The 21443-nt window shown below is 62.6% G+C and carries 19 protein-coding genes; 10 read left to right on the top strand and 9 right to left on the bottom strand.

Features of this window, described 5'->3' with window-relative positions:
• Positions 1-4: 4 nt before the first annotated feature.
• The 4 genes from O1W68_RS04630 to O1W68_RS04615 form a co-directional block, all read right to left on the bottom strand.
• On the bottom strand, positions 5-1459 hold the full coding sequence (locus O1W68_RS04630; protein WP_269301683.1) for a protein adenylyltransferase SelO: 1455 nt from the start codon (positions 1457-1459) through the stop codon (positions 5-7).
• Between the two features lie 30 nt (positions 1460-1489).
• A complete protein-coding gene (locus O1W68_RS04625) occupies positions 1490-2530 on the bottom strand; it encodes an ABC transporter ATP-binding protein (RefSeq protein WP_269301682.1) in 1041 nt (346 codons plus the stop codon).
• Positions 2527-4041 (bottom strand): ABC transporter permease, encoded by a 1515-nt coding sequence (locus O1W68_RS04620; RefSeq protein WP_269301797.1) that lies wholly within the window; start codon positions 4039-4041, stop codon positions 2527-2529. Before O1W68_RS04620 ends, O1W68_RS04625 begins: the two co-directional genes overlap by 4 nt.
• A gap of 71 nt (positions 4042-4112) precedes the next feature.
• A complete protein-coding gene (locus O1W68_RS04615) occupies positions 4113-5153 on the bottom strand; it encodes an iron ABC transporter substrate-binding protein (RefSeq protein WP_269301681.1) in 1041 nt (346 codons plus the stop codon).
• Positions 5154-5470: 317 nt separating this feature from the next.
• On the opposite strand from O1W68_RS04615, the gene pdhA reads away from it, so the two are divergent.
• From pdhA to O1W68_RS04600, 3 genes are read left to right on the top strand one after another with little or no spacing between them, the layout of a single operon-like run.
• Positions 5471-6565: a pyruvate dehydrogenase (acetyl-transferring) E1 component subunit alpha gene (pdhA, locus tag O1W68_RS04610; RefSeq protein WP_269301680.1), complete on the top strand. Its 1095-nt coding sequence runs from the start codon at positions 5471-5473 to the stop codon at positions 6563-6565.
• Positions 6562-7596 (top strand): alpha-ketoacid dehydrogenase subunit beta, encoded by a 1035-nt coding sequence (locus tag O1W68_RS04605; protein ID WP_269301679.1) that lies wholly within the window; start codon positions 6562-6564, stop codon positions 7594-7596. Before pdhA ends, O1W68_RS04605 begins: the two co-directional genes overlap by 4 nt.
• A 1-nt stretch (position 7597) precedes the next feature.
• Positions 7598-8851 carry a dihydrolipoamide acetyltransferase family protein gene (locus tag O1W68_RS04600; RefSeq protein WP_269301678.1) on the top strand — a complete coding sequence of 418 codons (1254 nt, stop codon included), beginning with the start codon at positions 7598-7600 and terminating at the stop codon, positions 8849-8851.
• 9 nt (positions 8852-8860) lie between these two features.
• Here the strand turns inward: O1W68_RS04600 and O1W68_RS04595 are convergent, their stop codons facing one another.
• On the bottom strand, positions 8861-9676 hold the full coding sequence (locus O1W68_RS04595; RefSeq protein WP_269301796.1) for a pentapeptide repeat-containing protein: 816 nt from the start codon (positions 9674-9676) through the stop codon (positions 8861-8863).
• Positions 9677-9813: 137 nt separating this feature from the next.
• Here O1W68_RS04595 and O1W68_RS04590 point away from each other — a divergent pair, with 137 nt between their 5' ends.
• The 6 genes from O1W68_RS04590 to O1W68_RS04565 all read left to right on the top strand — a co-directional run bounded on the left by O1W68_RS04590 (position 9814) and on the right by O1W68_RS04565 (position 16454).
• Positions 9814-10938, top strand: coding sequence for a TDT family transporter (locus tag O1W68_RS04590; protein WP_269301677.1), 1125 nt, complete (start codon positions 9814-9816; stop codon positions 10936-10938).
• 81 nt (positions 10939-11019) lie between these two features.
• A complete protein-coding gene (locus tag O1W68_RS04585) occupies positions 11020-11814 on the top strand; it encodes a putative protein N(5)-glutamine methyltransferase (RefSeq protein WP_269301676.1) in 795 nt (264 codons plus the stop codon).
• Positions 11815-11943: 129 nt separating this feature from the next.
• Positions 11944-12498, top strand: coding sequence for a DUF7010 family protein (locus O1W68_RS04580; protein ID WP_269301675.1), 555 nt, complete (start codon positions 11944-11946; stop codon positions 12496-12498).
• Positions 12499-12861: 363 nt separating this feature from the next.
• Positions 12862-13386 (top strand): PadR family transcriptional regulator, encoded by a 525-nt coding sequence (locus tag O1W68_RS04575; protein WP_269301674.1) that lies wholly within the window; start codon positions 12862-12864, stop codon positions 13384-13386.
• A 4-nt stretch (positions 13387-13390) separates the two neighbouring features.
• Positions 13391-14458: a BtrH N-terminal domain-containing protein gene (locus tag O1W68_RS04570; RefSeq protein ID WP_269301673.1), complete on the top strand. Its 1068-nt coding sequence runs from the start codon at positions 13391-13393 to the stop codon at positions 14456-14458.
• 118 nt (positions 14459-14576) lie between these two features.
• Entirely contained in the window at positions 14577-16454 is a 1878-nt protein-coding gene (locus tag O1W68_RS04565) for an ABC transporter ATP-binding protein (RefSeq protein ID WP_269301672.1), read from the top strand.
• 7 nt (positions 16455-16461) lie between these two features.
• Here the strand turns inward: O1W68_RS04565 and O1W68_RS04560 are convergent, their stop codons facing one another.
• Positions 16462-17676, bottom strand: a complete 1215-nt coding sequence (locus tag O1W68_RS04560) for a lipase family protein (protein WP_269301671.1) — start codon at positions 17674-17676, stop codon at positions 16462-16464.
• Between the two features lie 177 nt (positions 17677-17853).
• Complete coding sequence (locus O1W68_RS04555) at positions 17854-20112, bottom strand: ATP-dependent DNA ligase (RefSeq protein ID WP_269301670.1); 2259 nt, start codon at positions 20110-20112, stop codon at positions 17854-17856.
• Positions 20113-20169: 57 nt separating this feature from the next.
• On the opposite strand from O1W68_RS04555, the gene O1W68_RS04550 reads away from it, so the two are divergent.
• Positions 20170-20601, top strand: coding sequence for a type II toxin-antitoxin system Rv0910 family toxin (locus tag O1W68_RS04550; protein WP_269301669.1), 432 nt, complete (start codon positions 20170-20172; stop codon positions 20599-20601).
• Here O1W68_RS04550 and O1W68_RS04545 read toward each other — a convergent pair.
• Positions 20598-21023, bottom strand: coding sequence for a hypothetical protein (locus tag O1W68_RS04545; RefSeq protein ID WP_269301668.1), 426 nt, complete (start codon positions 21021-21023; stop codon positions 20598-20600). The genes O1W68_RS04550 and O1W68_RS04545 overlap by 4 nt on opposite strands.
• On the bottom strand, positions 21016-21396 hold the full coding sequence (locus O1W68_RS04540) for a hypothetical protein (protein WP_269301667.1): 381 nt from the start codon (positions 21394-21396) through the stop codon (positions 21016-21018). Before O1W68_RS04540 ends, O1W68_RS04545 begins: the two co-directional genes overlap by 8 nt.
• Positions 21397-21443 lie beyond the last annotated feature (47 nt).

Here is a 21443-nt window from a genome sequence, read left to right as displayed (position 1 = left end):
CAGATCAGGTCCCGCAGTACGTCCGGAAGCTCTCCGCGAACAGTTGCGGTGCAGGTTGCGCGTAGTCCGACCAGCCTTCGCGGAGGTCGAACGGATGGGTCACGACGTCGAGTAGCTTCTCGAACGGCTCGAGGTCGCCGCCCGTTGCCGCGCGCAAAGCAGCGTCGACGAGATGGTTGCGTGGGATGTACAGCGGATTGATGCGGTCCATCGCCTCGGCTGTGTGGTCATGGTCGGTCAGGACGGACCGCCAACGGTCGAGCCACGGCCGGCTGTGTTCGCGCGGGATCAGAGCGTCGAGGGGCTCGGGGTTGCCGCGCAGTTCGTCCGCGAGTGCACGGAAGGTGCCGGTCCAGTCGGCGCCGTGGGTTTCCATGAGTTGGAGCAGGTCGTCGACCGATACTCCGTCGAGTTGCTCCTCGGTCAGGCCGAGCTTGGCCGCCATGCCCGTCGCGAAGTGGCGTTCGTACCGATCGAAGAAGGTATCGAGAATGTCTGTCACAACCGGGATCGCTTGTTCGGGAGTAAGTCCGATCAGTGAGAGTAGCGTTTCGCCGAATCTCGCCAAGTTCCACTGCAGCACGGCGGGTTGGTTCCCGAAGGCGTAACGACCACCGTGGTCGATCGAACTGAACACCGCAGACCGATCGTAGGCATCGAGGAATGCGCAGGGGCCGTAGTCGATGGTCTGGCCGGAGATCGTGGTGTTGTCGGTGTTCATCACGCCGTGGACGAATCCGGTGAGCATCCATCGCGCGACCAGCGACGCTTGTGCTTCGACGACGGCCTCGAAGAATGCAGAGTAGTCCCCGGCAAGATCCGGATAGTGACGGGCAATGGTGTAGTCGGCGAGTAGTTGCACCTGGCCTTCCTGTCGTACCGCGAACTCGAAAGTTCCGACGCGAATGTGGCTGGCGGCGACTCGGGCCAGCACCGCGCCGGGCTCGGGGCCCTCGCGCATCACCTCGCGGCCGGTGGCGGTGACCGATAGCGCTCGCGTGGTGGGGACGCCGAGGGAATTCATCGCCTCGCTGATCATGTATTCGCGCAGCATCGGTCCCATCGCGGCCAGGCCGTCGCCGCCGCGTGAGAAAGGTGTACGACCAGATCCTTTGAGGTGCAGATCGACCTGGCCCTGGGCGCTGCTGAGTTCACCGAGCAGCAGTGCGCGCCCGTCGCCGAGCATGGGTACGTATCCACCGAATTGGTGCCCGGCGTAGGCCATCGCCACTGGGGTCGACCCTTCGGGAGCTGCTGATCCGGACAGGATTGCCACTCCGTCCTCACTGCGCAGCACATCGACGTCGAGCGTCAAGGACGTCGCCAACTCCTCGTTGAGGACGAGCAGTCGCGGCTCGGGCGCGGATGCGCCTTCCCAGGAGACCGCAAGGCCCTCCAACTGATCGGCAAAGGTGCTGGTGAGGCCTGGAATTGCGCGGAGCTTCGGATGTACGGCCATAATCGAGGGTAGCTGGGTGCCGACTTCTTTTCAGGCCGGGTATGTCACAGCCTGGCCGACGACACGGACGCACACGCGGTCTCCAGGGATGAGGGTGGTGGCACCGAAGCGCCGGACCGTCACCCGTTCGGTGTCCGTTCCAGTTGCGGTATCCAGGCGGATGCCGAGCAGCATCTCCGATCCGAGGTACTCGACGTCGATCACTCTTCCGGATACGCCAGTGCCGTCCGAAGTGAGTTCGATCTGCTCCGGACGCACCATGATGCGCGCGTCACCATGTACGTCGTTAGTTGCCACCGCGATGTCGCCGAGGGCGCAGCGGGCCGTGCCTTCGTTGACGAAGGCTGCCAACACGACGGCGTCGCCGATGAATCGCGCGGTGGGGACGTCGATGGGCGTGGAGTAGATTTCGCTGGGGGTTCCGATCTGCGCGAGGCGGCCTGCGCTCATCACTGCCACGCGGTCGGCGAACGAAAGAGCCTCGGGCTGATCGTGAGTGACGAGAATCGTAGTTATTCCGGCCTTCTCCAGGACGCCGGCGACGATCCGACGCGTATGCGCCCGCAACCCGGCGTCGAGCGCAGAGAACGGTTCGTCGAGCAGCATCAGTTCCGGTTCGCGCGCCAGTGCCCGCGCAAGTGCTACGCGTTGCTGTTGCCCGCCCGAGAGTTGGTCGGGTCGACGGGTAGCGAAAGATGCGTCCAGCGAGACCATTTCGAGCAGTTCGGTGATTCTGGCTGCGGTCCGGCCTCGTCGGGGCAACCCGAATCCGACGTTGGCACCGACAGTGGTGTGCGGGAACAATGCCCCGTCCTGGGCGACGTAGCCTATCGACCGTCGGTGCGCGGGCGTCCAACTTCCGCCGGCAACGACACGGCCTGCAAGTGCGATGGTTCCAGCGTCCGGTCTTTCGAATCCAGCAATCAGACGGAGCAACGTGGTTTTGCCACACCCGGATGGACCGACGATCGCGGTGGTGGACCCACCTTCGACGGTGAGCCCGATCTGGTGAAGGACGGTCGTAGCTCCGAACCTCTTGTCGAGGCCGTGCACTTCGAGTGCGTAGGTCATAATCCGGCTACCTTCTTCGACTGAGTGAAGAGTACGTAGGTCATGGGCAGTGACAGCACGATCATCATGAACGCGTACGGCGCCGCCCCGGCGTAGTCGATCTCGCTGCTCAGCGACCAGAACTGCGTGGCAAGCGTACGAGTACCAGTCGGCGCCAGCAGCAGAGTCGCGGTCAATTCGTTGACGATTCCGAGGAACACCAACGCTCCACCGGCCGCCGTCGCTGGGGCGGCGAGCGGCAACGTCACTCGGATGAAGGCTGACAGCGGTGAGATACCGAGCGACTGTGCGGACTCCTCCAGACCGATGGGCGCCTGCGCGAGTCCGGCTCTCAGGTTCACCAGCGCGCGAGGCAGAAAGAGCAGCGCATAAGCCGCGATCACGACGGTGACGGTTTGATAGAGAGGCTGCAGGTAACGGATGGACACGGTGATGAATGCCAGTGCCACCACGATCCCTGGTAGCGAGCTCGAGATGTACGTGCAGGCTTCGAGGACGCGACTGAATCGCCCGCGGCGGCGGATCGAAATCCAGGCGATCGGGAAGGCGAGCACACACGTCACAACCGCGCCGGCAACACCGAAGCCGACGGTCTGGACCACCGCGGACCCAAGAAAATCGAGCTCCCAGACCGCGGTCCCGCCGATGACGAGCCAGCGCAGGACGCTGACCACGGGAACACCGACGGACAGGACGATCAGCGCCGCGAGGAACAACAACGCGGCCATCGAGTTCTTCCAACCCAGTTCGGCGGGGACTGCCCGACGCGCGGCGCCGGCGCCGATGCGGGCATACCGCGCGTTTCCCCTGACGACCGATTCGATCACCAGCAGCGTGAGACAGAGCAACACCAGAACACTGGCGAGCATCGTTGCTGCCGACCCGTTGAACGTCGACTGGTACTGATCGAAGATCGCGGTGGTGAACGTGTCGAATCGGATGAAAACGAACGCGCCGTACTCGGCGAGCAGGTGCAGGGAGACCAACAGTGCCCCGCCGGCGATGGCCAGCCGTAGCTGAGGCACCACGACCTGGAAGAACACTGCCCACGGTCCGGCGCCGAGCGCGCGCGCCGATTCCTCTACCGCCGGGTCGAGTCGACGTAGCGTCGCGGATACGGGAATGTAGACCAGCGGAAAATACGACAGCGTCGCAATGAGAACGCCGCCGTGCAATCCACCGAGGGAGGGGACCGTGCTCACCCACGAATAACTGTTCACGAACGCCGGTACGGCAAGTGGTGCCGCCAGCAGCACGGCCCAGACCTTGGCTCCGAACACTCGGGTGCGTTCGACGAGCCAGGCAGCCATGACGCCGACGACGATGCAGATCGGCACTGTGATGACGACCAGCAATACCGTGTTGGTGAGTAGTTCCCCAACCCTGGGTCGGAACAATAAAGACGACGCAGTATCGAAGCCCGTGTCGATACTTTCTACGATCACGTACCCGAGCGGGATGATCGATGCGGCCGCCACGACGAGCGCGGCGACGGCCAAGGGCAACGAGATACGACGTCGGGATCTCCCGCGACGCAACGTATTCGACTCCCTCGGCCGTCGCCGGCCGATCAGTTCGAGATTCAGAGCAGGCCGGCTTCGGTCATCAGTTCGGAAACCTGCGGGCTGTTGAGCTTCGCCGGGTCGACCTGCGGCGCCTGGAGATCAGCCAGCGGAACGAGCTCCGGGTTCGCTGCGACGTCGCTGCCCACCGTGTACTCGAACGACGTTCCGGTCTGCAGGACGTCCTGACCCTGCTTGCCGGTGATGAACTTCAGGAATTGTTGTGCCGCATCCTGTTTCGAACTGGACTCCAGGACGCCCCCACCGGAGACGCTGACAAATGCGCCTGGATCCTCGTTCTTGAAGTAGTGGAGTGCGACATTCTTGCTGTTTTCGCCGGTCTTGGCCTGATCCCCGAACCAGTAGTAGTGGTAGATGACCCCGCCCGGGATTTCCCCGGCATTGACGGCCTTCATCACCGTGCTGTTGCCCTTGTAGGTGCGGACGTTGTCCTTCATCCCCGCCAGCCATTGCTGAGTGGCGTCTTCGCCCTTCAGTTCCAGCAGAGCGCTGACGATAGCCTGGAAATCGGCGCCCGAGGGTGAGGCGGCCCAGCGGTCTTTCCATGCGGGGTCCTGCAGGTCGAGCAGTGACTTCGGCAGCTGATCCTGCTTCAGCATGTCCTTGTTGTACGCGAAGACGGTGGAACGGGCTGCGATGCCGGTCCACTTGTTGCTCGACGGACGGTATTCGCTCGGCACCTGATCGAGGGCGTCCTGGTTCACGTCGGCGAACAGCCCGGCGTTCTCGACCAGCGTCATCGCGGGGGAGTTCTCGGTGAGAAACACATCTGCGGGTGACCGATCGCCCTCGGCTACGAGTTGGTTGCCGAGTTCGGAATCGCTGCCGTTACGCAGTTCCACCTCGATGCCCGACTCCGCAGTGAAGGCATCGGCCCATTCCTGCGTCAGCGACTCGTGCTGCGCGTTGTACACGGTGATCTTCTCGGCCGCGCCAGAGTCCGCCTCGTCGTCCGATCCGGAATTCGAGCACCCCGCCATGGTCAGCACAGCGGCAGCGGCGAGCGCAACCGCAGACGTCAGTCCGTTTCGTCTTTTCATCGAATGTCCTTTGTCGGCGCAGCGGGACTCTCCAGCCGTCTACAGGAAAATGATGCCATACACAGGATTGGCAATCCTAACGACCAGGGGCGATGGACGCTGGATTCGCGATGTGGTGGTGGTCATCCGAGCGAGGTGACGCGGAGGGGCCCACGCGCCCTGGTCAGAGCCGGCTGATGAGACATCGAGCGCAACATCAGCACTCATGGGGAGGCCATAATCGTGCATCCTGCTCAATCGAGAAACCAACTATTGCGCTAGCTGATGATTGCGAGTTGTGTCGTAGGTAACAGTGTAGATGGATTGGCGGCGAGGTCATGAACGCGAGCAGCAGTGAAGACACGCTCATCCAGATCGTCACACCGGAGGGCAAGCGGACACCCCAGTCGGAGTACAGCGAGGCAATTGCTGACGTCACGATCGCCACCGTGCGTGGTCTGTACGAGGATCTCGTCGTAGTTCGGCGCATCGACGCCGAGGCGACAGCGTTGCAGCGTCAGGGCGAGCTCGGACTGTGGGCGCCGCTGCTCGGTCAGGAAGCCGCGCAGGTGGGTTCGGCTCGCGCTCTGCACTCCGAGGACTTCGTGTTCGCCAGCTACCGTGAGCACGGCGTCGCATATTGCCGGGGCGTCGACCCGACGGAGATGCTCCGATTCTGGCGCGGTTCGACACAGTCGGGCTGGAATCCCTACGACTACAACATGACGACGCCGGCCATCATCGTCGGATCGCAGGGTCTGCACGCCACTGGCTACGGGCTGGGGATGAAGTTCGACGGCGCGGAGGGCGCTGTCATCACCTATTTCGGTGATGGCGCGACCAGTCAGGGCGATATCTCCGAGGCGCTCGGATTCGCTGCCAGTTTCAGTGCACCGGTGGTGTTCTTCTGCCAGAACAACCAGTGGGCGATCTCGGCGCCGGTATCAGTCCAAACCCACATCACCATTGCCGAACGAGGTCGCGGATTCGGGGTTCCGGCCCTGCGTGTGGATGGTAACGACGTCCTGGCAGTGCTGGCGGCGACGCGTATTGCGTTGGCCAGGGCACGTGAAGGAAGTGGCCCGACGCTGATCGAGGCTCTCACGTATCGCATGGGTCCGCACACCACATCCGATGACCCGACGCGGTATCGGTCCGCTGCACTCGACGACGAGTGGAAGCGTAAAGATCCGATCGAACGGATCCGGTTGCTGCTCGAGCGCGCAGGCGGACTGGACGAGGAATTTCAGTCCCGAGTACGGGACCGCGCAGATACGACGGCGGATCAGCTGCGAGCGGGATGTCTCGGCACGATCGAGCCGTCGCCGATGTCGCTGTTCGACCACGTCTATTCCGAGCCGCACTCGCTGATAACCGAAGAGCGGGAACACTATTCCGCTTACCTTGCCGGATTCGAAGGAGCACGGTCATGACCGCAACACTCGCCGCGCCCAGGACGTTCCCGATCGCGCCGAAGACGCTTCCGCTCGGAAAGGCGCTGAACGCCGGATTGCGCCGAGCCATGGACGAAGATCCGAAGGTGATACTTCTCGGTGAGGACATCGGCAAACTAGGTGGTGTCTTCAGGATCACCGAGGGGCTGCAGAAGGATTTCGGGCCGAACCGGGTAATCGACACTCCGCTCGCCGAGTCCGGAATCATCGGCATGGCAGTAGGTTTGGCCATTCGCGGTTACCGCCCGGTCTGCGAGATTCAGTTCGATGGCTTCATCTACCCTGCTTTCGACCAGATCGTCTCGCAGGTGGCCAAGCTGCACTATCGAACCAGCGGCAACGTCAAGATGCCTATCACCATCCGCGTCCCCTACGGAGGTGGTATCGGCGCCGTCGAGCATCACTCGGAGTCCCCCGAGGGCTACTTCGCCCAAACCGCAGGCCTTCGCGTGGTCAGCTGCAGCAACGCGGCCGACGCCAACACGATGATTCGGCAGGCCATCGCGTCGGACGATCCGGTGTTGTTCTTCGAACCAAAGCGTCGCTATTGGCAGAAGGGCGAGGTCGACGTCACGGCTTCACTCGACGATGCCTATCCGCTGCACAAGGCTCGCGTCGTGCGCGCAGGCACCGACGCGACGATCGTCGCGTACGGACCTCTGGTGACCACCGCGCTTCAGGCAGCGAATATTGGTGCAGAGGAGGGACATTCGATCGAAATCATCGACTTGCGCTCCCTCTCCCCACTCGACATGGACACGATCAGCGCCTCGGTACGCAAAACCGGCCGACTCGTCGTGACGCACGAGGCCGCTACCTTCCTCGGTATCGGTGCGGAAGTTGCTGCGCGCGTGCAGGAGCAGTGTTTCTACAGCCTCGAAGCGCCGGTACTGCGAGTCTGTGGATTCAGCACTCCGTACCCGCCGGCGAAGCTGGAGGCGCACTTCCTTCCGGATGCCGACCGGATTCTCGACGCCGTCGACCGCGCACTCGCTTTCGGACAGACCTGACATGGCGACCGTCAAGAGCTTTCTGCTTCCAGACCTCGGGGAGGGCCTCACCGAAGCCGAACTGATCACCTGGTTGGTGAAGGTCGGTGACACCATCGAACTCAATCAGGTCATCGCCGAGGTGGAGACCGTCAAGGCGTGTGTCGAACTGCCTTCCCCCTACGCGGGCATCGTCACCGCTCTTCGTGCAGAAGTGGGAACCACCGTCGAGGTCGGCACCGCACTGATCGATATTTCCCAAGCAACCGAGGTCGATCCTGCACCGGAAGAACCGCCCCAACAGGATGACCATGTTCCCGTCCTGGTCGGATACGGGGTTGCCGGGGTGGCGCCGAGCAAACGAGCGAACCGCAGACAGCCCGCGCCTCCGGTAGCCCTTTCGGCCATCGCCAAGCCGTTGGCGTCACCGCCGGTTCGGCACGTCGCGCAGCAGGAAGGCGTCGATCTGGCCGAGGTGCCCGCCACCGGAGTGCATGGCGACGTCACTCGTGCAGATATTGCGGCCTACCTCGACCGGGCTCCCGAGAAGGCGCCCGCGAAGGTCGATGCTGGCAGGGATGAGACTCGTACTCCGATCGCAGGCGTCCGAAAGCACACGGCCGCAGCGATGGTCGCCAGTGCCTTCACGGCTCCACATGTCACCGAGTTCATCACCGTCGATGTCACGGCGACCATCGAACTACTGGACTCGCTGCGAACCACCGATCATTTCCGCGAGGTGCGGCTGACGCCATTGGCGATGGTTGCCAAAGCCATGTTGGTTGCGCTGCGGGGCAATCCGAGCTTGAACTCCGAGTGGGACCAGGACCGGCAGGAAGTTGTCACCAAGCACTACGTCAATCTGGGCATCGCCGCTGCCACGCCGCGGGGCCTGATGGTGCCCAACATCAAGAACGCGCACATGCTCGGCCTGAAGGATCTTGCGTATGCCCTGGCCGCGTTGACCGGGACGGCAAAAGAAGGCAAGACCGGGCCCGGCGATCTCGCCGAAGGAACGATCACTATCACCAATGTCGGTGTCTTCGGGGTGGATTCGGGGACACCGATTCTGAATCCAGGTGAGGCAGCGATCTTGTGCTTCGGCGCAATCCGGCGTCAACCGTGGGAGTTCGAGGGTGAGATCGCGTTACGATCGGTGACCACGTTGAGCTTGTCGTTCGATCACCGTCTCGTCGACGGCGAACAGGGATCGAGATTTCTCGCCGACATCGCATCGATGCTGTCCGACCCCAGAAATCTGATCGCGTTGAGTTGAGAGCACGCGCTAGGTTCTGGGCCAATGCGGTGGACGCTCGAGCGCGTCGGGAATCCTGGTTCCGGCATCGCCTATGGCGGCGTTGATCTGAAACTGCGTGAGGTACAAGCTTTTTCGAAGATCCGCGCCGGAGAGGTCGGTGTCGCGTAGGTCCGCACCGATCATATCGGCGAATCGCAGATCGGACCCTCGCATGTCTGCTGCAACAAGGTAGGCGCCGCGGAAGCTGGCACCGGCCAGGTCGATGCCCGTCAGTCTCTTCCCGACGAGGTCCGCCCCTCGATAGTTCCTTTTCTTGCCCTTTGCCTGTGCCCGAACCAGATCGCTGGCCGCCAGCAGTACCTCGTTCACTTGTCCTCGATGTCGATCGACGTCGAGCTGTGCGAGCTCCTCGGCGGACCCGTCGGCCAGTTCCTCGGTGGCGCGGAGCATGTTCTGCAGTCGGGCACGAACGGGTTCTGCCGCTGGAAGACCGACTGCCTCGGTCAAATACCAGAGCAGTTCGTGCAGAGCACGCACTACAGGGAAGACCTCGAACATCCGACCTGCCAGAGCGGTGTCCTCGCGCCAACTTCGGCCGCCGAACGTGTGCTGTGAGACTTGTTGCCCGGCGCCGAAGCAGTCGTACACCGTGCACCCACGGAATCCTGAGCTGCGGAGCTTCGTGTGTATTCCGCAGCGAAAGTCCTCCTGCAGATTGCGGCAGGGCTCGCCTGCATCCTTGTCCACGGCGAAGTCGGAGGATCGGGCGAACGGCAGCGCGACGCAGCAGAGACCGAAGCAGCTCGAACAGTCGGCGAGTAGATTGGGTCGTGGGGCGGGCAGAGTCACCCGTCAACTGTCGTCCGACTCTGATGTGCCGGTCAAGTCACCTCGGCTGACCTGGCGTAACAATCGGAAATTGTGGCCGCACAAGTGCAAGACCTCTACCGGCCGCGCACTCGAGCAGTCAACGTGGAGGCATGACGCCACCAGCCATCCTGACATCATCGCGGACACGGCTGTTCGAGAACCTCGACCGCCCTGGGCAGATGCTCGAACACCTCGGCCCCAACTGGTTCGCATCGATCATGGGCACCGGCATCGTCGCCAACGCAGCGGCGACGCTTCCGCTACATGTCACCGGCCTCCACACCTTCGCGCTGATCGTGTGGGCAATCGCGTCGACCGCGTTGATCGCCTTGGTCGTCGCGTTCGCTGCGCACTGGATCCTGCACGGCGGCAATGCCCGTCGATATGCACGGCACCCGGTTGCGTCACTGTTCTACGGTGCCCCGCCGATGGCGTTTCTGACGGTCGGCGCCGGAACACTGCTCGTCGGCAAGGACGTACTGGGGCAGAGCGCGGCATTGTCGATCGACGTGGTCCTGTGGACGGCAGGCACGCTGATGGGCCTGGCGACAACCGTGTGGATTCCATGGCGGATGATCGCTGCGCGCGCCCACTCTGCGCCGCTGCCTGCTTGGCTGATGCCCGTCGTCCCACCCATGGTTTCTGCCTCGACAGGAGTATTTCTGTTGCAGCACATGGACGGCCGACCGCGATTGGTCCTTCTTGTCGCCTGTTATGCGATGTTCGCGCTGAGCTTGACCGTTGGCATGTTCACCATGGCGCTGATCGGGCGACACCTGCTTCGCGGTGGCACTCCGCCGCTTGCAGCCATGCCCACAGTGTGGATCTGCCTCGGGTTGATCGGCCAGTCCATCACCGCAGCGAACCTGCTCGGCGGCGTCTCGGCAAAAGTGTTCTCCGGCGAGGATACAGCCATCGCGTCGGGTCTGCATCTCTTCGGGATCGTCTACGGAATTGTGATGGCGATATTCGGCGCGATCGTGTTCGCGACGGCCACTGTATTGACCGTCAGGGCTGCGTCGCAGGGACTGAGATTCTCGCTGACCTGGTGGAGCTTCACCTTTCCCGTCGGCACCTGTGTCACGGGTGCCGCAGCTCTCGGAACAGCAACTAACAGTGCCGGGCTACATCTGCTTGCCGTCGCATTGTTCGTGCTCCTCGTCACCGCATGGGCGGTCGTCGCGACCAACACGGTGCGTGGATCGTTGTCAGGACGAATTTTTCTCCCTGCGTGAGAGCGAGAGCTGCGTTAAAGTCGGATCGGAAGTCACACAGTCGGTAGGGCGCTGGCCACGGCCGTCCCGGAAGGCTCCTCGATGATTCGACAGGATTCGATCCATCCGTTGTTACTACTCGACGTCGTCCACATTCTCCGTTCCGCCGGATGTGTCTACGCCGAGGACGAAGCACAGTTGATGACCGCCGCATTCGAAGGCGCCGAACTCGAAGACATGGTGTCCCGACGCGCGTCGGGGATCCCGCTGGAGCAGTTGCTCGGGTGGGCCGAGTTCTGTGGCATACGCGTCACCGTCGGCCCCGGTGTTTTCGTGCCTCGCCGACGCACCGAGTTGTTGGTGGAGCAGGCCGCATCCCTACAGATCGAGACCGTGGTCGACATCTGTTGCGGTTCGGGCGCAGTCGGAGCTGCTCTTGCATCCGCGCATCCCGGCATCGAATTGCATTGCACCGACGTGGATCCGGTTGCTCTGGAGTTCGCCCGAGTCAATGTCGAGCCTCTCGGTGGGCAGGTGCACGAGGGTGACTTGTATGCGGCACTACCGCTGAACCTGCGCGGCAACGTCGATGTCGTGGTGGCGAATGCGCCCTACGTTCCGACGGACGAGATCGGCTCGATGCCGTCGGAAGCCCGCAATCACGAACCGAGGGTGGCCCTCGACGGCGGTGTCGACGGTCTTGCGGTGCAGCGGCGGGTGGCGGCGGACGCATCGCGCTGGCTTGTCCCCGGCGGTCATCTGCTGATCGAAACCAGCGCGCTGCAGGCACCCGAGACCGCGAGCCTCGTTCGAGACGCAGGCTTCGACACACGCGTGGTGCGCTCGAATGAGATCGATGCAACGGTCGTGCTCGGGACGTGTGGCGTTGGTCGCTGAGCCTTGACAGCGCACTGCATCCTTTGCGGAGGAGTGACAGTTCGATCGCAGTGTTCCTCGATCGTTTCGTGGCGTCAGGTCGCCGCATAGTGTGGCTCGAGGACGATAAGCAGACCACGGAGTGACCGGATGAGCATTGATGAGTACCGCCAGATATTGGCCGAGTCGACCAGATACGGGTGGGGTTTTCTGGCGGCGTACGGTTTCACCTGGCTCATCTGTGCCGTTGTCTGGCGACTGTGGTCAGCCAGGGTCGGCGCATACTGCACATTGTTTCAGGGCATGGTCGCTTTGCCACTGGCGTTCTTGCTCACGGCTCTCACACCTGGGCCGACTACTCCCACGATGCCAGGGATGGACAACGTGTCGGTGGTACTGGCGCTCGGCCAGCTCTTGGGCTTGCCCATCGTCATTGCCCTCGTTACGCGACACCAATTCACGCAAGTCCCTTCAGCAATGGCCCTCATGGTCGTGGTGCACTTCGCGCCCTACTCCTGGCTCTACGCGACGCCGTTGTATTTCATAGTCGGTGCTGCGATTTCCATAGCTGCAGCAACAATTCATACGACAGCACCTCGTGCCCCAGCGGCCACACCAGATCGCGCGGCAGCAGGTGCAGGCCGGGTGTGTCTGTCGACTGGCGTCATCATGCTCATCAGCGCCAGCATCGCCTGGTCGATCTAGACCTATCGGTGATCGCGCTAACGGTCGACACGGACCCCACCCACCACCCTTCAAAGTGATTGTCGGCGCTACAACTCGTTTCGGTCGCTGATGCTCATCTGACATGTCGAGGTACGCCGACAAGCGGCAACAGATCACCCCCGATCGTCGCTGAAAATCACACGCTCAACGACGCGCACCGAGGCATTCGAGTTCCTTCCTTCCCGACGGCTCAAGGGACAGCGATTGGCTATCGACGAACTCTCCGGTGCCCCGGCCAGCATCTTCGTCATCGGCGACTGACGCTGCATAGCGGTCGAAGAACGCCGAGAGGAGGACCGTGCGAGGATCATGCCTCGCTTATCCTAGTGCTAGAATACACCTGTGGAATTGACCCCGACCGAACTGGCCATCCTCGGTCTCATCGCGGAGCAGCCAAGGCATGGCTACGACCTCGACCAGGTGATCGAACAACGTGGGATCCGCCGCTGGGCCGAGATCGGCTTCTCGTCTATTTATTACGTGCTCACGAAGCTCGAAGGTCGCGGACTCATCGAGTCCGATGACGCTCAGACCGGTGCCAAGTCCAGACGGGTGTTCCATGCGACCACAGCGGGGCGGCACGCCGCGAAAGAAAGCACCGTCACGTTCATCGCTGACCAGCGAACCGTCGTGCACCCCGTGCTCGTCGGGCTCGCCAACCTGTCGTTGATCTCCGAGGAGGACTACGTCGACTCACTCCAGCGACGCCTGATCTGGATCGACAAACGAATCAGCGCCGTCACCGCTGCTGAGCGCTCTCAGTCCCCCCTCCCTCGTCCCGCCCGCGAAGTCTTCTCGTATTCACTGAGCCTCCTCGAGGCAGAGAGGTCGTGGCTCGCGACTCGAGTCCCGGTGTCCAATGAGTGAATCGATGCCTCGAGGAGGCAGCGACGGGCCGGTCAACGCAACGATCATCGACGCAGTCCCCACCGCCGGCGGACTACATTGCGAGACGACGGCGCTCGGCGTTCTCCTGACGCACGCCGGGCTTTCGCTGTCCGAGCCGATGCTGTTCGGTTTGGGCGCGGCGTTGTCGTTCGTTTACTGGGATTCCAAACAGCAGGACCTGCCGTTCCTCGGCGGCCGGGTCAAGCCGTTCGCGCTCACACAGGCCCTGACCTCACGACTGGGAGTGGCTCTGCGTGTGGAGGAGACGACCTCGGCGCGGAAGGCGTGGGATCGACTGCGCACAACCATCGACCGCGGCACACCTGTCGGCCTGCAGCTCGACAGCTACGAGCTGGAGTACTTCGGATCCAGGGTGCATTTCGCCGGTCACGTCGTTGCCATGTATGGCTACGACCAGGACACGGCATACCTGATCGATACGGCTCAGCAGGGCGGGAAGGTCTCGACCACCCTGGAAAGTTTGACGCGGGCACGAGCAGCACGAGGACCGATGTCTGCACACCACCGAGCCTTCACTGTGAACGTGCCCACCGCAGCGGCGAGGCCCGAGCGGATCCACGAGGCGATCGTTCCTGCGATCACTGCCTGCGCAACGGAATTCCTTGCGCCCCCGATCGCCAACCTCGGCAATCGCGGCATCCTCACTGCGGCCAAGCGGATCCCATCATGGTTCGACCGAGTGGCCGACCCTGCTCGCGATCTCGCGGTCATCGCGATGCTGATGGAGCGGGCGGGCACTGGAGGGGCGCTGTTCCGAAATCTGTATCGGGACTTCCTGACCGAAAGCGAGGAGCTCGTCGCACGCAGATCACACGCGGACATCATCGTTGAGAACGCGGCCCGGTTCGCGGAATCCGCACTGCTCTGGACCCGAGCCTCAGAATTGATCGCCCACGCCGGTAGCACGGGACAGGCGGACTTCCTGACCGAGGCGGCCGAGGTGCTCAGAAAGATCGAATGGATCGAAACAGCAGCGATGACATCGCTCGCTTCGCTGGAGAAGGCCGAACAACGGGGAGGACGTCAATGAAGGTGAACAACCCGCATGCCGCAGTGAGCCCGTCCGCGCCACTAGAACTGCTGGACAGCCGACCGTCGCTACGGTGACCGCTCGAACTCGAAATTCGTCGAGGTTCTACGGTCAAGTCATGAGCATGGAAGTCACGGCGCGGAACCAGATGTATCGGACGATGAATGCCTCCTCGCAACAGACGAAATTCTCGGCTGAGACCGCACGCAGGATATTGACGTTCGCGCAGCCACACCGGCGCAAGCTGATCGGATTCGTCCTGCTCAGCGTTGTGCTCGCGGCGCTGGCGGTCGCGACGCCCGTCCTCGCCGGTCGAGTCGTCAATGCAATCGTCGACGGTGAGGCGTTCGAGGTGGTCCTGCGCCTGGCATTGCTGATCGGGCTCATCGCCATCTTCGACGCGGCAATCGGTCTATTCAGTCGGTGGTTGTCCTCGAACATCGGCGAGGCGCTCATCCTCGACCTACGTACCGCAGTGTTCGATCACGTGCAGCGGATGCCGATCGCGTTCTTCACTCGCACCAGAACCGGTGCCCTCGTAAGTCGGCTCAACAACGACGTCATCGGTGCGCAGAGGGCATTCAGCGACACCCTGTCCGGGGTGGTGAGCAACCTGGTCACACTGGTGCTGACGTTGGTCGTCATGATCGGCATTTCTTGGCAGATCACCCTGATGGCGTTGATTCTATTGCCGGTCTTCGTCATACCCGCGCGGCGGATGGGTCGCAGGCTGGCGCGGCTGCAACGTGAGGCGGCAGAACACAACTCGGCGATGAGTACGCAGATGACCGAGCGGTTTTCTGCCCCGGGAGCGACGTTGGTGAAGTTGTTCGGCCAACCCGACGTCGAATCCACCGAGTTCGCGGTGCGTGCTTCCCGTGTCCGGGACATCGGCGTGCGCAGCGCGATGGTGCAGACGGTCTTCATCACGGCGTTGACGCTCGTGTCGGCACTTGCGCTTGCCGTCGTCTATGGTCTCGGCGGTTTCTACGCGCTACGTGGACAGCTCGACCCTGGGTCTGTTGTGGCGCTGTCGCTGCTACTCGCTCGGCTGTATTCGCCGCTGACACAGCTGGCCAGCGCCCGCGTCGAGATCATGAGTGCGCTCGTCAGCTTCGAGCGAGTCTTCGAAGTACTCGATCTGGTTCCGTTGATCCAGGACAAGCCTGACGCGACACACGTTCCCGACGGGCCGGTGTCGGTAGAACTCGACGACGTCCGATTCGCCTACCCGTCGGCTGACAAGGTGTCTCTGGCCTCGCTCGAAGAAGTGTCCACGCTCGATTCGCGTGGCGGCGAACAAGTTCTGCACGGCGTGTCGTTCCGCGCGGAGCCCGGCCAGATGGTGGCACTGGTCGGCACCTCGGGCGCAGGTAAGTCTACGATCGCCCAGCTGATTGCACGGCTGTACGACGTCGACAGTGGCGCAGTACGTCTCGCCGGCGTAGACGTGCGCGACCTGACCGCCGAGTCGATCCGAGGTGTAGTCGGAATGGTGACCCAGGACGGGCATCTGTTCCACGAGACCATCCGAGCGAACATCGTGTTGCCGCGGCCGGACGCTTCGGACGAGGAAGTCTGGGATGCACTGAACCGGGCCAGGCTCAGCGATCTCGTTGCTTCGCTGCCTGACGGGCTGGACACTGTCGTCGGCGAGCGTGGGTACCGGTTGTCCGGCGGTGAGAGGCAGCGGCTGACTATCGCACGTCTGCTGGTCGCGCGGCCGCGTGTGGTGATTCTGGACGAGGCAACTGCGTCGTTGGACTCGACGTCGGAGGTCGCCGTCCAGGCTGCGCTGAGTGAAGCGTTGGAGGGCAAGACATCGGTGGTGATCGCTCACCGACTGTCGACTATCCGTGCCGCCGACGTCATTTTGGTCGTCGAAGCAGGTCGGATCGTCCAGCGCGGTACCCATAGCGAGCTTCTCGCAGCGGGGGGACGCTACGAGGAGCTACATCGGACCCAGTTTTCGGTGGGAGCGCAGCCTGCGGAGTGACCGGGGTTCAGCAGTTGCTGGGTGCTGGGGCTCCGTCGAAGCGGGCGTTGATCCAGTCCAGTGCCTGCGGCAATCCGAGGACCGCTGCGGTGAGGTGGTCGTTGCTTTGCACCTGTACCTCTTGGACCTTGACGCCGGCTGCGCAGTAGCGGCCGAGCGTGTTGGTGATCGAGGAGACTGGGATCAGGGCGTCGGTCGGGCTGTGCCACTCGAAGTACGGTGCTTTCGGCACTCCTGGGTACATTTCGACGCTGTTCTCGTTGACGGCGGCGACCATTTCCGGGCTGTTGATCAGGTCGGTGGTGTTGGCGACCTGGGTGGCACTCTTACCGGCGCCCACGCGAAGGATGTCGTTGGTGCATCCGTTCTGCATTTCACGAGCCATTTGCTGCCCGAGCGGGTTGAGCTGCGCTGTGATCGGAATCCGGTTGGGGTATTCGCGTTCGAGACCGAGGGCTGCTGCGAAAGCGAGGCCGAAGACGGGATGGGGATTGAATCCGAGTTCGCGGGCCATCCGTTCGAGGTTCATCGGAGCTCCGCCTGCTGCGCTTCCGACGATGTTCAGTTCCGGCGCGTAGGCCGCCTGCAAAGCCGCAGCCCACGCCGTCGCCATGCCGCCCCCGGAGTATCCCGCGAGTGCTACTGGGCTCTGTGCTACCTGGAGTGGATCGAAGTGCTGGGCGGCCCGAATGCTGTCGAGGACGATCTGTCCGCCCATCTTCGCGGCGCCGTACGCACTGTTCGGTCCGAGATGATCGGCGATGTTGACGGTCCAGCCGCGCTGCAGCGCAGCGTTCAGCGCCGGGGCTTCGCGAATGACGAGGTTGGGATCGTTCGACCACAGCGCCTGTGATGGAGCGCATTCCAAGCCGAGTGCATTGATGATGTGTTGGTAGGAAAGCAAGGGGCCGTTGGACGGCTTGTTCTTCGGAGCGATGACGGTGGTGACCGCCGCGATCGGCGCTCCGGTTGAATTCGTCGAACGGAATCGAAGCTGCCAGACGTCTACGTCCAAAAATCCGGCCGGCGGAGCCATCGGTCGACTCGAGATGATGTCGCCCGGGTTCTTCGCCTCCAGATCCGGCGTCGGACCGTAGAACGCGTCCGAGATCGGCGTCGGTTGCAGTGGACCGGCAGCAGCCGGCACAGCTGCCACCAGGGCGGAACACGCGACCAGGGCCGCGGTCACTCCGGCAGCCCCCATCAATGCAATAGCGCGCATAGCGTCATACCCTTTCGAAAAATATTGGACTCGAACTGAGACTGGCTCATTTCGCAGCCACACGAGGGGTATATGTAAAAAAATCAACCCCTCGTTACTCTCCGCCCCCCTGGGCGCAGTGAAGAAAGTAAGCAATCCGAAATATTAGAGCAACGAAAATAAGTGTTCTGTACGGGGCTATGAGTTGTTCTCGATGACGACCTCCGATGGCCGTTTGTCTTCACGAATTCCACGCCAGCTCGGATGACGGAGATGCATGGATTCGGTCCATTCATAGAACCGCACCTCGGCGACGAGAGTCGGCGTGGTCCAGACGGCATCTTTCCGGTCTGCGGTGGGAAGTTGCTCGGAGAATGGCGACTCGTCGGTCTCGATTGGAGCCAACAGCTCACTCAGCTGCTCGAGTGCGCGGTCGCTGAAACCGGTTCCGACGCGACCCAGATACTGGAGTCCGCCAGGCCCGGGAGCACCGACCAACAGCGACCCGAGACCGCCTGCGCGACGGCCGCGGCCGCGTCGCCAACCTCCGATGACCACCTCCTGGGTCCGCCAGTTCTTGGTTTTGATCCAGGTCTTGGCGCGCTTGCCCGGCTGATAGATCGAGTCGGTTCGTTTGGCGACGACCCCCTCCCAGCCGCGTCGGACGCTCTCGGCGAGTGCTTCTTCGGCCGTGCCGGTCAGTTGCTCCGGCACGAGCACCGACTCGAGTCCGGTCGTCAGCAATTCGAGTAGGCGTCGCCTATCGGAGTACTTCTTTTTCACCAGCGACGTGCCGTCGAGATTCAGCAGATCGAAGGCGATAAAGCGCACTTCTCGGCCCGAACTGTTCTGTAACAATTCGAAGCTGGTTATGCCGTCGGTATCGAATACCACCGCTTCACCGTCGAGAATGACATCGTGGTCTGCCAGTTCGTCGGCCACAGTGGAAAGCGAGGGAAAGCGTGCGGTGAGGTCGTTGCCGGCGCGCGATACGAGCTTCATTTCTCCGTGGGCACACCGTGCGATCACACGGAATCCGTCCCACTTTCCCTCGAACGCCCACTCTCCGTCGGCGAGGTCGGTGATATCACCCGCCGTAGCGAGCATCGGCGCGATGTCTGCCGTGATCGGAGCCGCGTCCTTCATCAGATGCATGAGCCATTGATCGCCCTTGGTGCGGATCAGCGCATAGCGCCCCTTCGCCTTGTTTCCATGCAGGACAACGATCACCTCGTTCTCGCGCCACTTCTCCAGTTCGTAGGTACCGCTGTCCCAAATCGACACCTCCCCGCCCCCGTACTCACCTTTGGGGATGCTGCCCTCGAACGATGCGTATTCGAGCGGGTGGTCTTCGGTGCGTACGGCGAGGCGGTTCTTCCCCGGGTCCTCGGGAATGTTCTTCGGCACTGCCCACGAGACCAGGACGCCGTCGTGTTCGAGCCGGAAGTCGTAGTGCAGCCGTCGAGCATGATGTTCTTGGATGACGAACGTATCGCCGTTCCCGGTCTGCTCGGTGCTCTCCGGTATCGGTTCCGGGGTCTTGGCGGCACTGCGCTTGTTCCGATACGTGGTCAGCTTGTCCGGCTCGGAGTACTCGATCGGTGGATCCAGGTCGGCGAGCAGGTCACCGTCGCGGCGGTAACGAGCGAGGACTTCCTCGAAACCCAACTGCCTCAGTCCTGGAGACTCGAGTTCGTCCCACGATCGTGGGGCCGCGACGGTCGGTTCAGCCCGTCCTCGGAGCGAGTACGGCGCAACGGTCGTCTTCTTCCCGTTGTTCTGCGACCAATCCACGAACACCCGGCCGGTGCGTTTGGCCTTCGCCATCGTCGCCGTCACTCGATCGGGCGATCGATCCTCCAACAACGTCGCGACGCGCTTGGCCACCGTCGAGGCACCAGAGGACGTCAGGGGCTTCTCCAGCGGCACATAGAGATGAATCCCCTTGCTCCCGCTGGTTACCGGAAACGCCCGGAATCCGATCTCGGAGATCATGTCTCGAATCTCGCATGCGACCTCGGCGCAGCGGTCCAGGTCGACGTCGTCGCCGGGGTCGAGATCGAACACCATCCTCGTGGCGGGGCCCGGTGCGTTCCCGTCGAATCGCCATTGCGGAACATGCGCCTCGATCGCGCCTTGCTGGCCGAGCCACGCGAGATCGGCAGCGCTGGAGAAGAGAGGGTATGTCACGACGCGATCGGAGTGCGTGATGTCGCGCCTGTCGACCCAGTCCGGGGCGGAAGACGCAAGATTTTTCTCGAAGAACGAAGGCTGCTCGACGCCGTTCGGCCAGCGCTTCCTGGTGACCGCTCGGCCGATGATGTGCGGGAGCATTGCCGGGGCAATGCTCGTGTAGTACTCGATGACCTCGCTTTTTGTAGTGCCAGTACTCGGAAACAGCACCTTGTCGAGATTGGTCACCGAGACTTTCCGACCTGCGATGTCGAGCGTCGCCATGTGCTCAGGCTAACGGTCGCCAGCGGGGCCGCGAGACACTTGTGCAAAGCTCGAAGCATGGCAACGATCAGCGTCTCGGTAGAGATGCCCGAGGATCCGCAGGGCGCATGGGACAAAGCGTCGGCGCTCGACAGGTTCGACGAGTGGATGACAATCCATGGTGGCTGGTGCTCCCCGCCCCCCAAGGTGCTGAGCAAAGGCACCGAAGTGGAGTCCCTCGTCAAGGTCAAAGGCTTCAAGAACACGATCCAATGGACGTTCACCGAGTTCGATGAACCCAAGCTGATCGAAATGTCGGGAACAGGTAAAGGTGGCATCAAGATCTCGTTGACCATTCACGTCAGCGAGCATCGGAGCGGATCGAAACTGACGCTCGACGCCTACTTCGGTGGGGGAGTCCTCTTCGGCCCGGTCGGCAGCGTCGTCGCGCGGGCTCTTGGTTCCGATGTCACCAAGTCGGTGGCGAACCTCGCCGCTCTACCCGCCTAGACCCCAGCGTTGCGGGTGCGACGCAGCCACCACAGCCCGGCTATCGGGAGAATCACCGGGATGAACACATATCCCTGTCCGAAGTGTGACCACACGGTCGCGTCGGGGAAATCGTCTGGCTGAAGGTAGCTGAGAGCGCCCACGGCCAGCACTCCGACCAGTTCGATGATGCAGGAGACCATCACCACGCGCCGCGAGGCCTCGGTTGCTCGTGCGAGGCCGACGGTGGCGATGATGTAGACCACCGCTGCCACCGCCGACAAGATGTACGCGAACGGAGCTTCGTCGAAGCGCGTCGTCAGCTGGACCAGAGATCTCGATGTCGCCGCGACCGCGAAGACTGCGTAGACCGCGATCAGGAAGCGGCCGAAACCGGTACGGGTCGCTTTCTTCAGGCTGTCGTCTTGGGAGCTATCAGGCATATCCGGCCCATATCTGGCTCAGGCGCAGCACCATGGCTGCGAGGGTGAGGACGGCGACCAGCAGAACCGCTGTGCCGCCGCGAGAGCGATCACCGAGCGACCACCACGTGCCGACCGGAAGCAACAACAGCAAGCCGATCAGGTAGGCGCCGAAGGTGAGCCGATGAATCTCGCGATCACTGGTGAACATCGCGACAAATCCGATGATGGCCTGCGCGAGAACCACTACCTCGGTTGCTGAGATGGTCCAGAAGAGGGCACGATCCGCGCGGTTCTTCAACAGCACCGGGCTGTTCGAGAAAAGTTTGACGAGAACCCATACGCCGACGACCAGTGACATCGCATACAACAGGCCGCTGACGGCGCCGATCATCTTTGTTCCTCTTGCTTACTGGCGAGTGGTGCGGACAGACCCCAGGG

It is taken from the genome of Rhodococcus sp. H36-A4, assembly GCF_027158005.1.
Lineage (GTDB): Bacteria > Actinomycetota > Actinomycetes > Mycobacteriales > Mycobacteriaceae > Rhodococcoides.
This window is presented reverse-complemented; position numbering and strand designations above follow the sequence as displayed.

What these genes read in the sequence shown, in the direction of transcription:
- pdhA (WP_269301680.1), top strand. Translation starts at nt 5,471, where the DNA reads ATGAACGCGAGCAGCAGTGAAGACACGCTCATCCAGATCGTCACACCG.
- O1W68_RS04570 (WP_269301673.1), top strand. Translation starts at nt 13,391, where the DNA reads ATGCCTCGAGGAGGCAGCGACGGGCCGGTCAACGCAACGATCATCGAC.
- O1W68_RS04555 (WP_269301670.1), bottom strand. Translation starts at nt 20,112, where the DNA reads ATGGCGACGCTCGACATCGCAGGTCGGAAAGTCTCGGTGACCAATCTC.
- O1W68_RS04590 (WP_269301677.1), top strand. Translation starts at nt 9,814, where the DNA reads ATGACGCCACCAGCCATCCTGACATCATCGCGGACACGGCTGTTCGAG.
- O1W68_RS04600 (WP_269301678.1), top strand. Translation starts at nt 7,598, where the DNA reads ATGGCGACCGTCAAGAGCTTTCTGCTTCCAGACCTCGGGGAGGGCCTC.
- O1W68_RS04585 (WP_269301676.1), top strand. Translation starts at nt 11,020, where the DNA reads ATGATTCGACAGGATTCGATCCATCCGTTGTTACTACTCGACGTCGTC.
- O1W68_RS04560 (WP_269301671.1), bottom strand. Translation starts at nt 17,676, where the DNA reads ATGCGCGCTATTGCATTGATGGGGGCTGCCGGAGTGACCGCGGCCCTG.
- O1W68_RS04615 (WP_269301681.1), bottom strand. Translation starts at nt 5,153, where the DNA reads ATGAAAAGACGAAACGGACTGACGTCTGCGGTTGCGCTCGCCGCTGCC.
- O1W68_RS04540 (WP_269301667.1), bottom strand. Translation starts at nt 21,396, where the DNA reads ATGATCGGCGCCGTCAGCGGCCTGTTGTATGCGATGTCACTGGTCGTC.
- O1W68_RS04545 (WP_269301668.1), bottom strand. Translation starts at nt 21,023, where the DNA reads ATGCCTGATAGCTCCCAAGACGACAGCCTGAAGAAAGCGACCCGTACC.
- O1W68_RS04625 (WP_269301682.1), bottom strand. Translation starts at nt 2,530, where the DNA reads ATGACCTACGCACTCGAAGTGCACGGCCTCGACAAGAGGTTCGGAGCT.
- O1W68_RS04630 (WP_269301683.1), bottom strand. Translation starts at nt 1,459, where the DNA reads ATGGCCGTACATCCGAAGCTCCGCGCAATTCCAGGCCTCACCAGCACC.
- O1W68_RS04565 (WP_269301672.1), top strand. Translation starts at nt 14,577, where the DNA reads ATGAGCATGGAAGTCACGGCGCGGAACCAGATGTATCGGACGATGAAT.
- O1W68_RS04550 (WP_269301669.1), top strand. Translation starts at nt 20,170, where the DNA reads ATGGCAACGATCAGCGTCTCGGTAGAGATGCCCGAGGATCCGCAGGGC.
- O1W68_RS04605 (WP_269301679.1), top strand. Translation starts at nt 6,562, where the DNA reads ATGACCGCAACACTCGCCGCGCCCAGGACGTTCCCGATCGCGCCGAAG.
- O1W68_RS04580 (WP_269301675.1), top strand. Translation starts at nt 11,944, where the DNA reads ATGAGCATTGATGAGTACCGCCAGATATTGGCCGAGTCGACCAGATAC.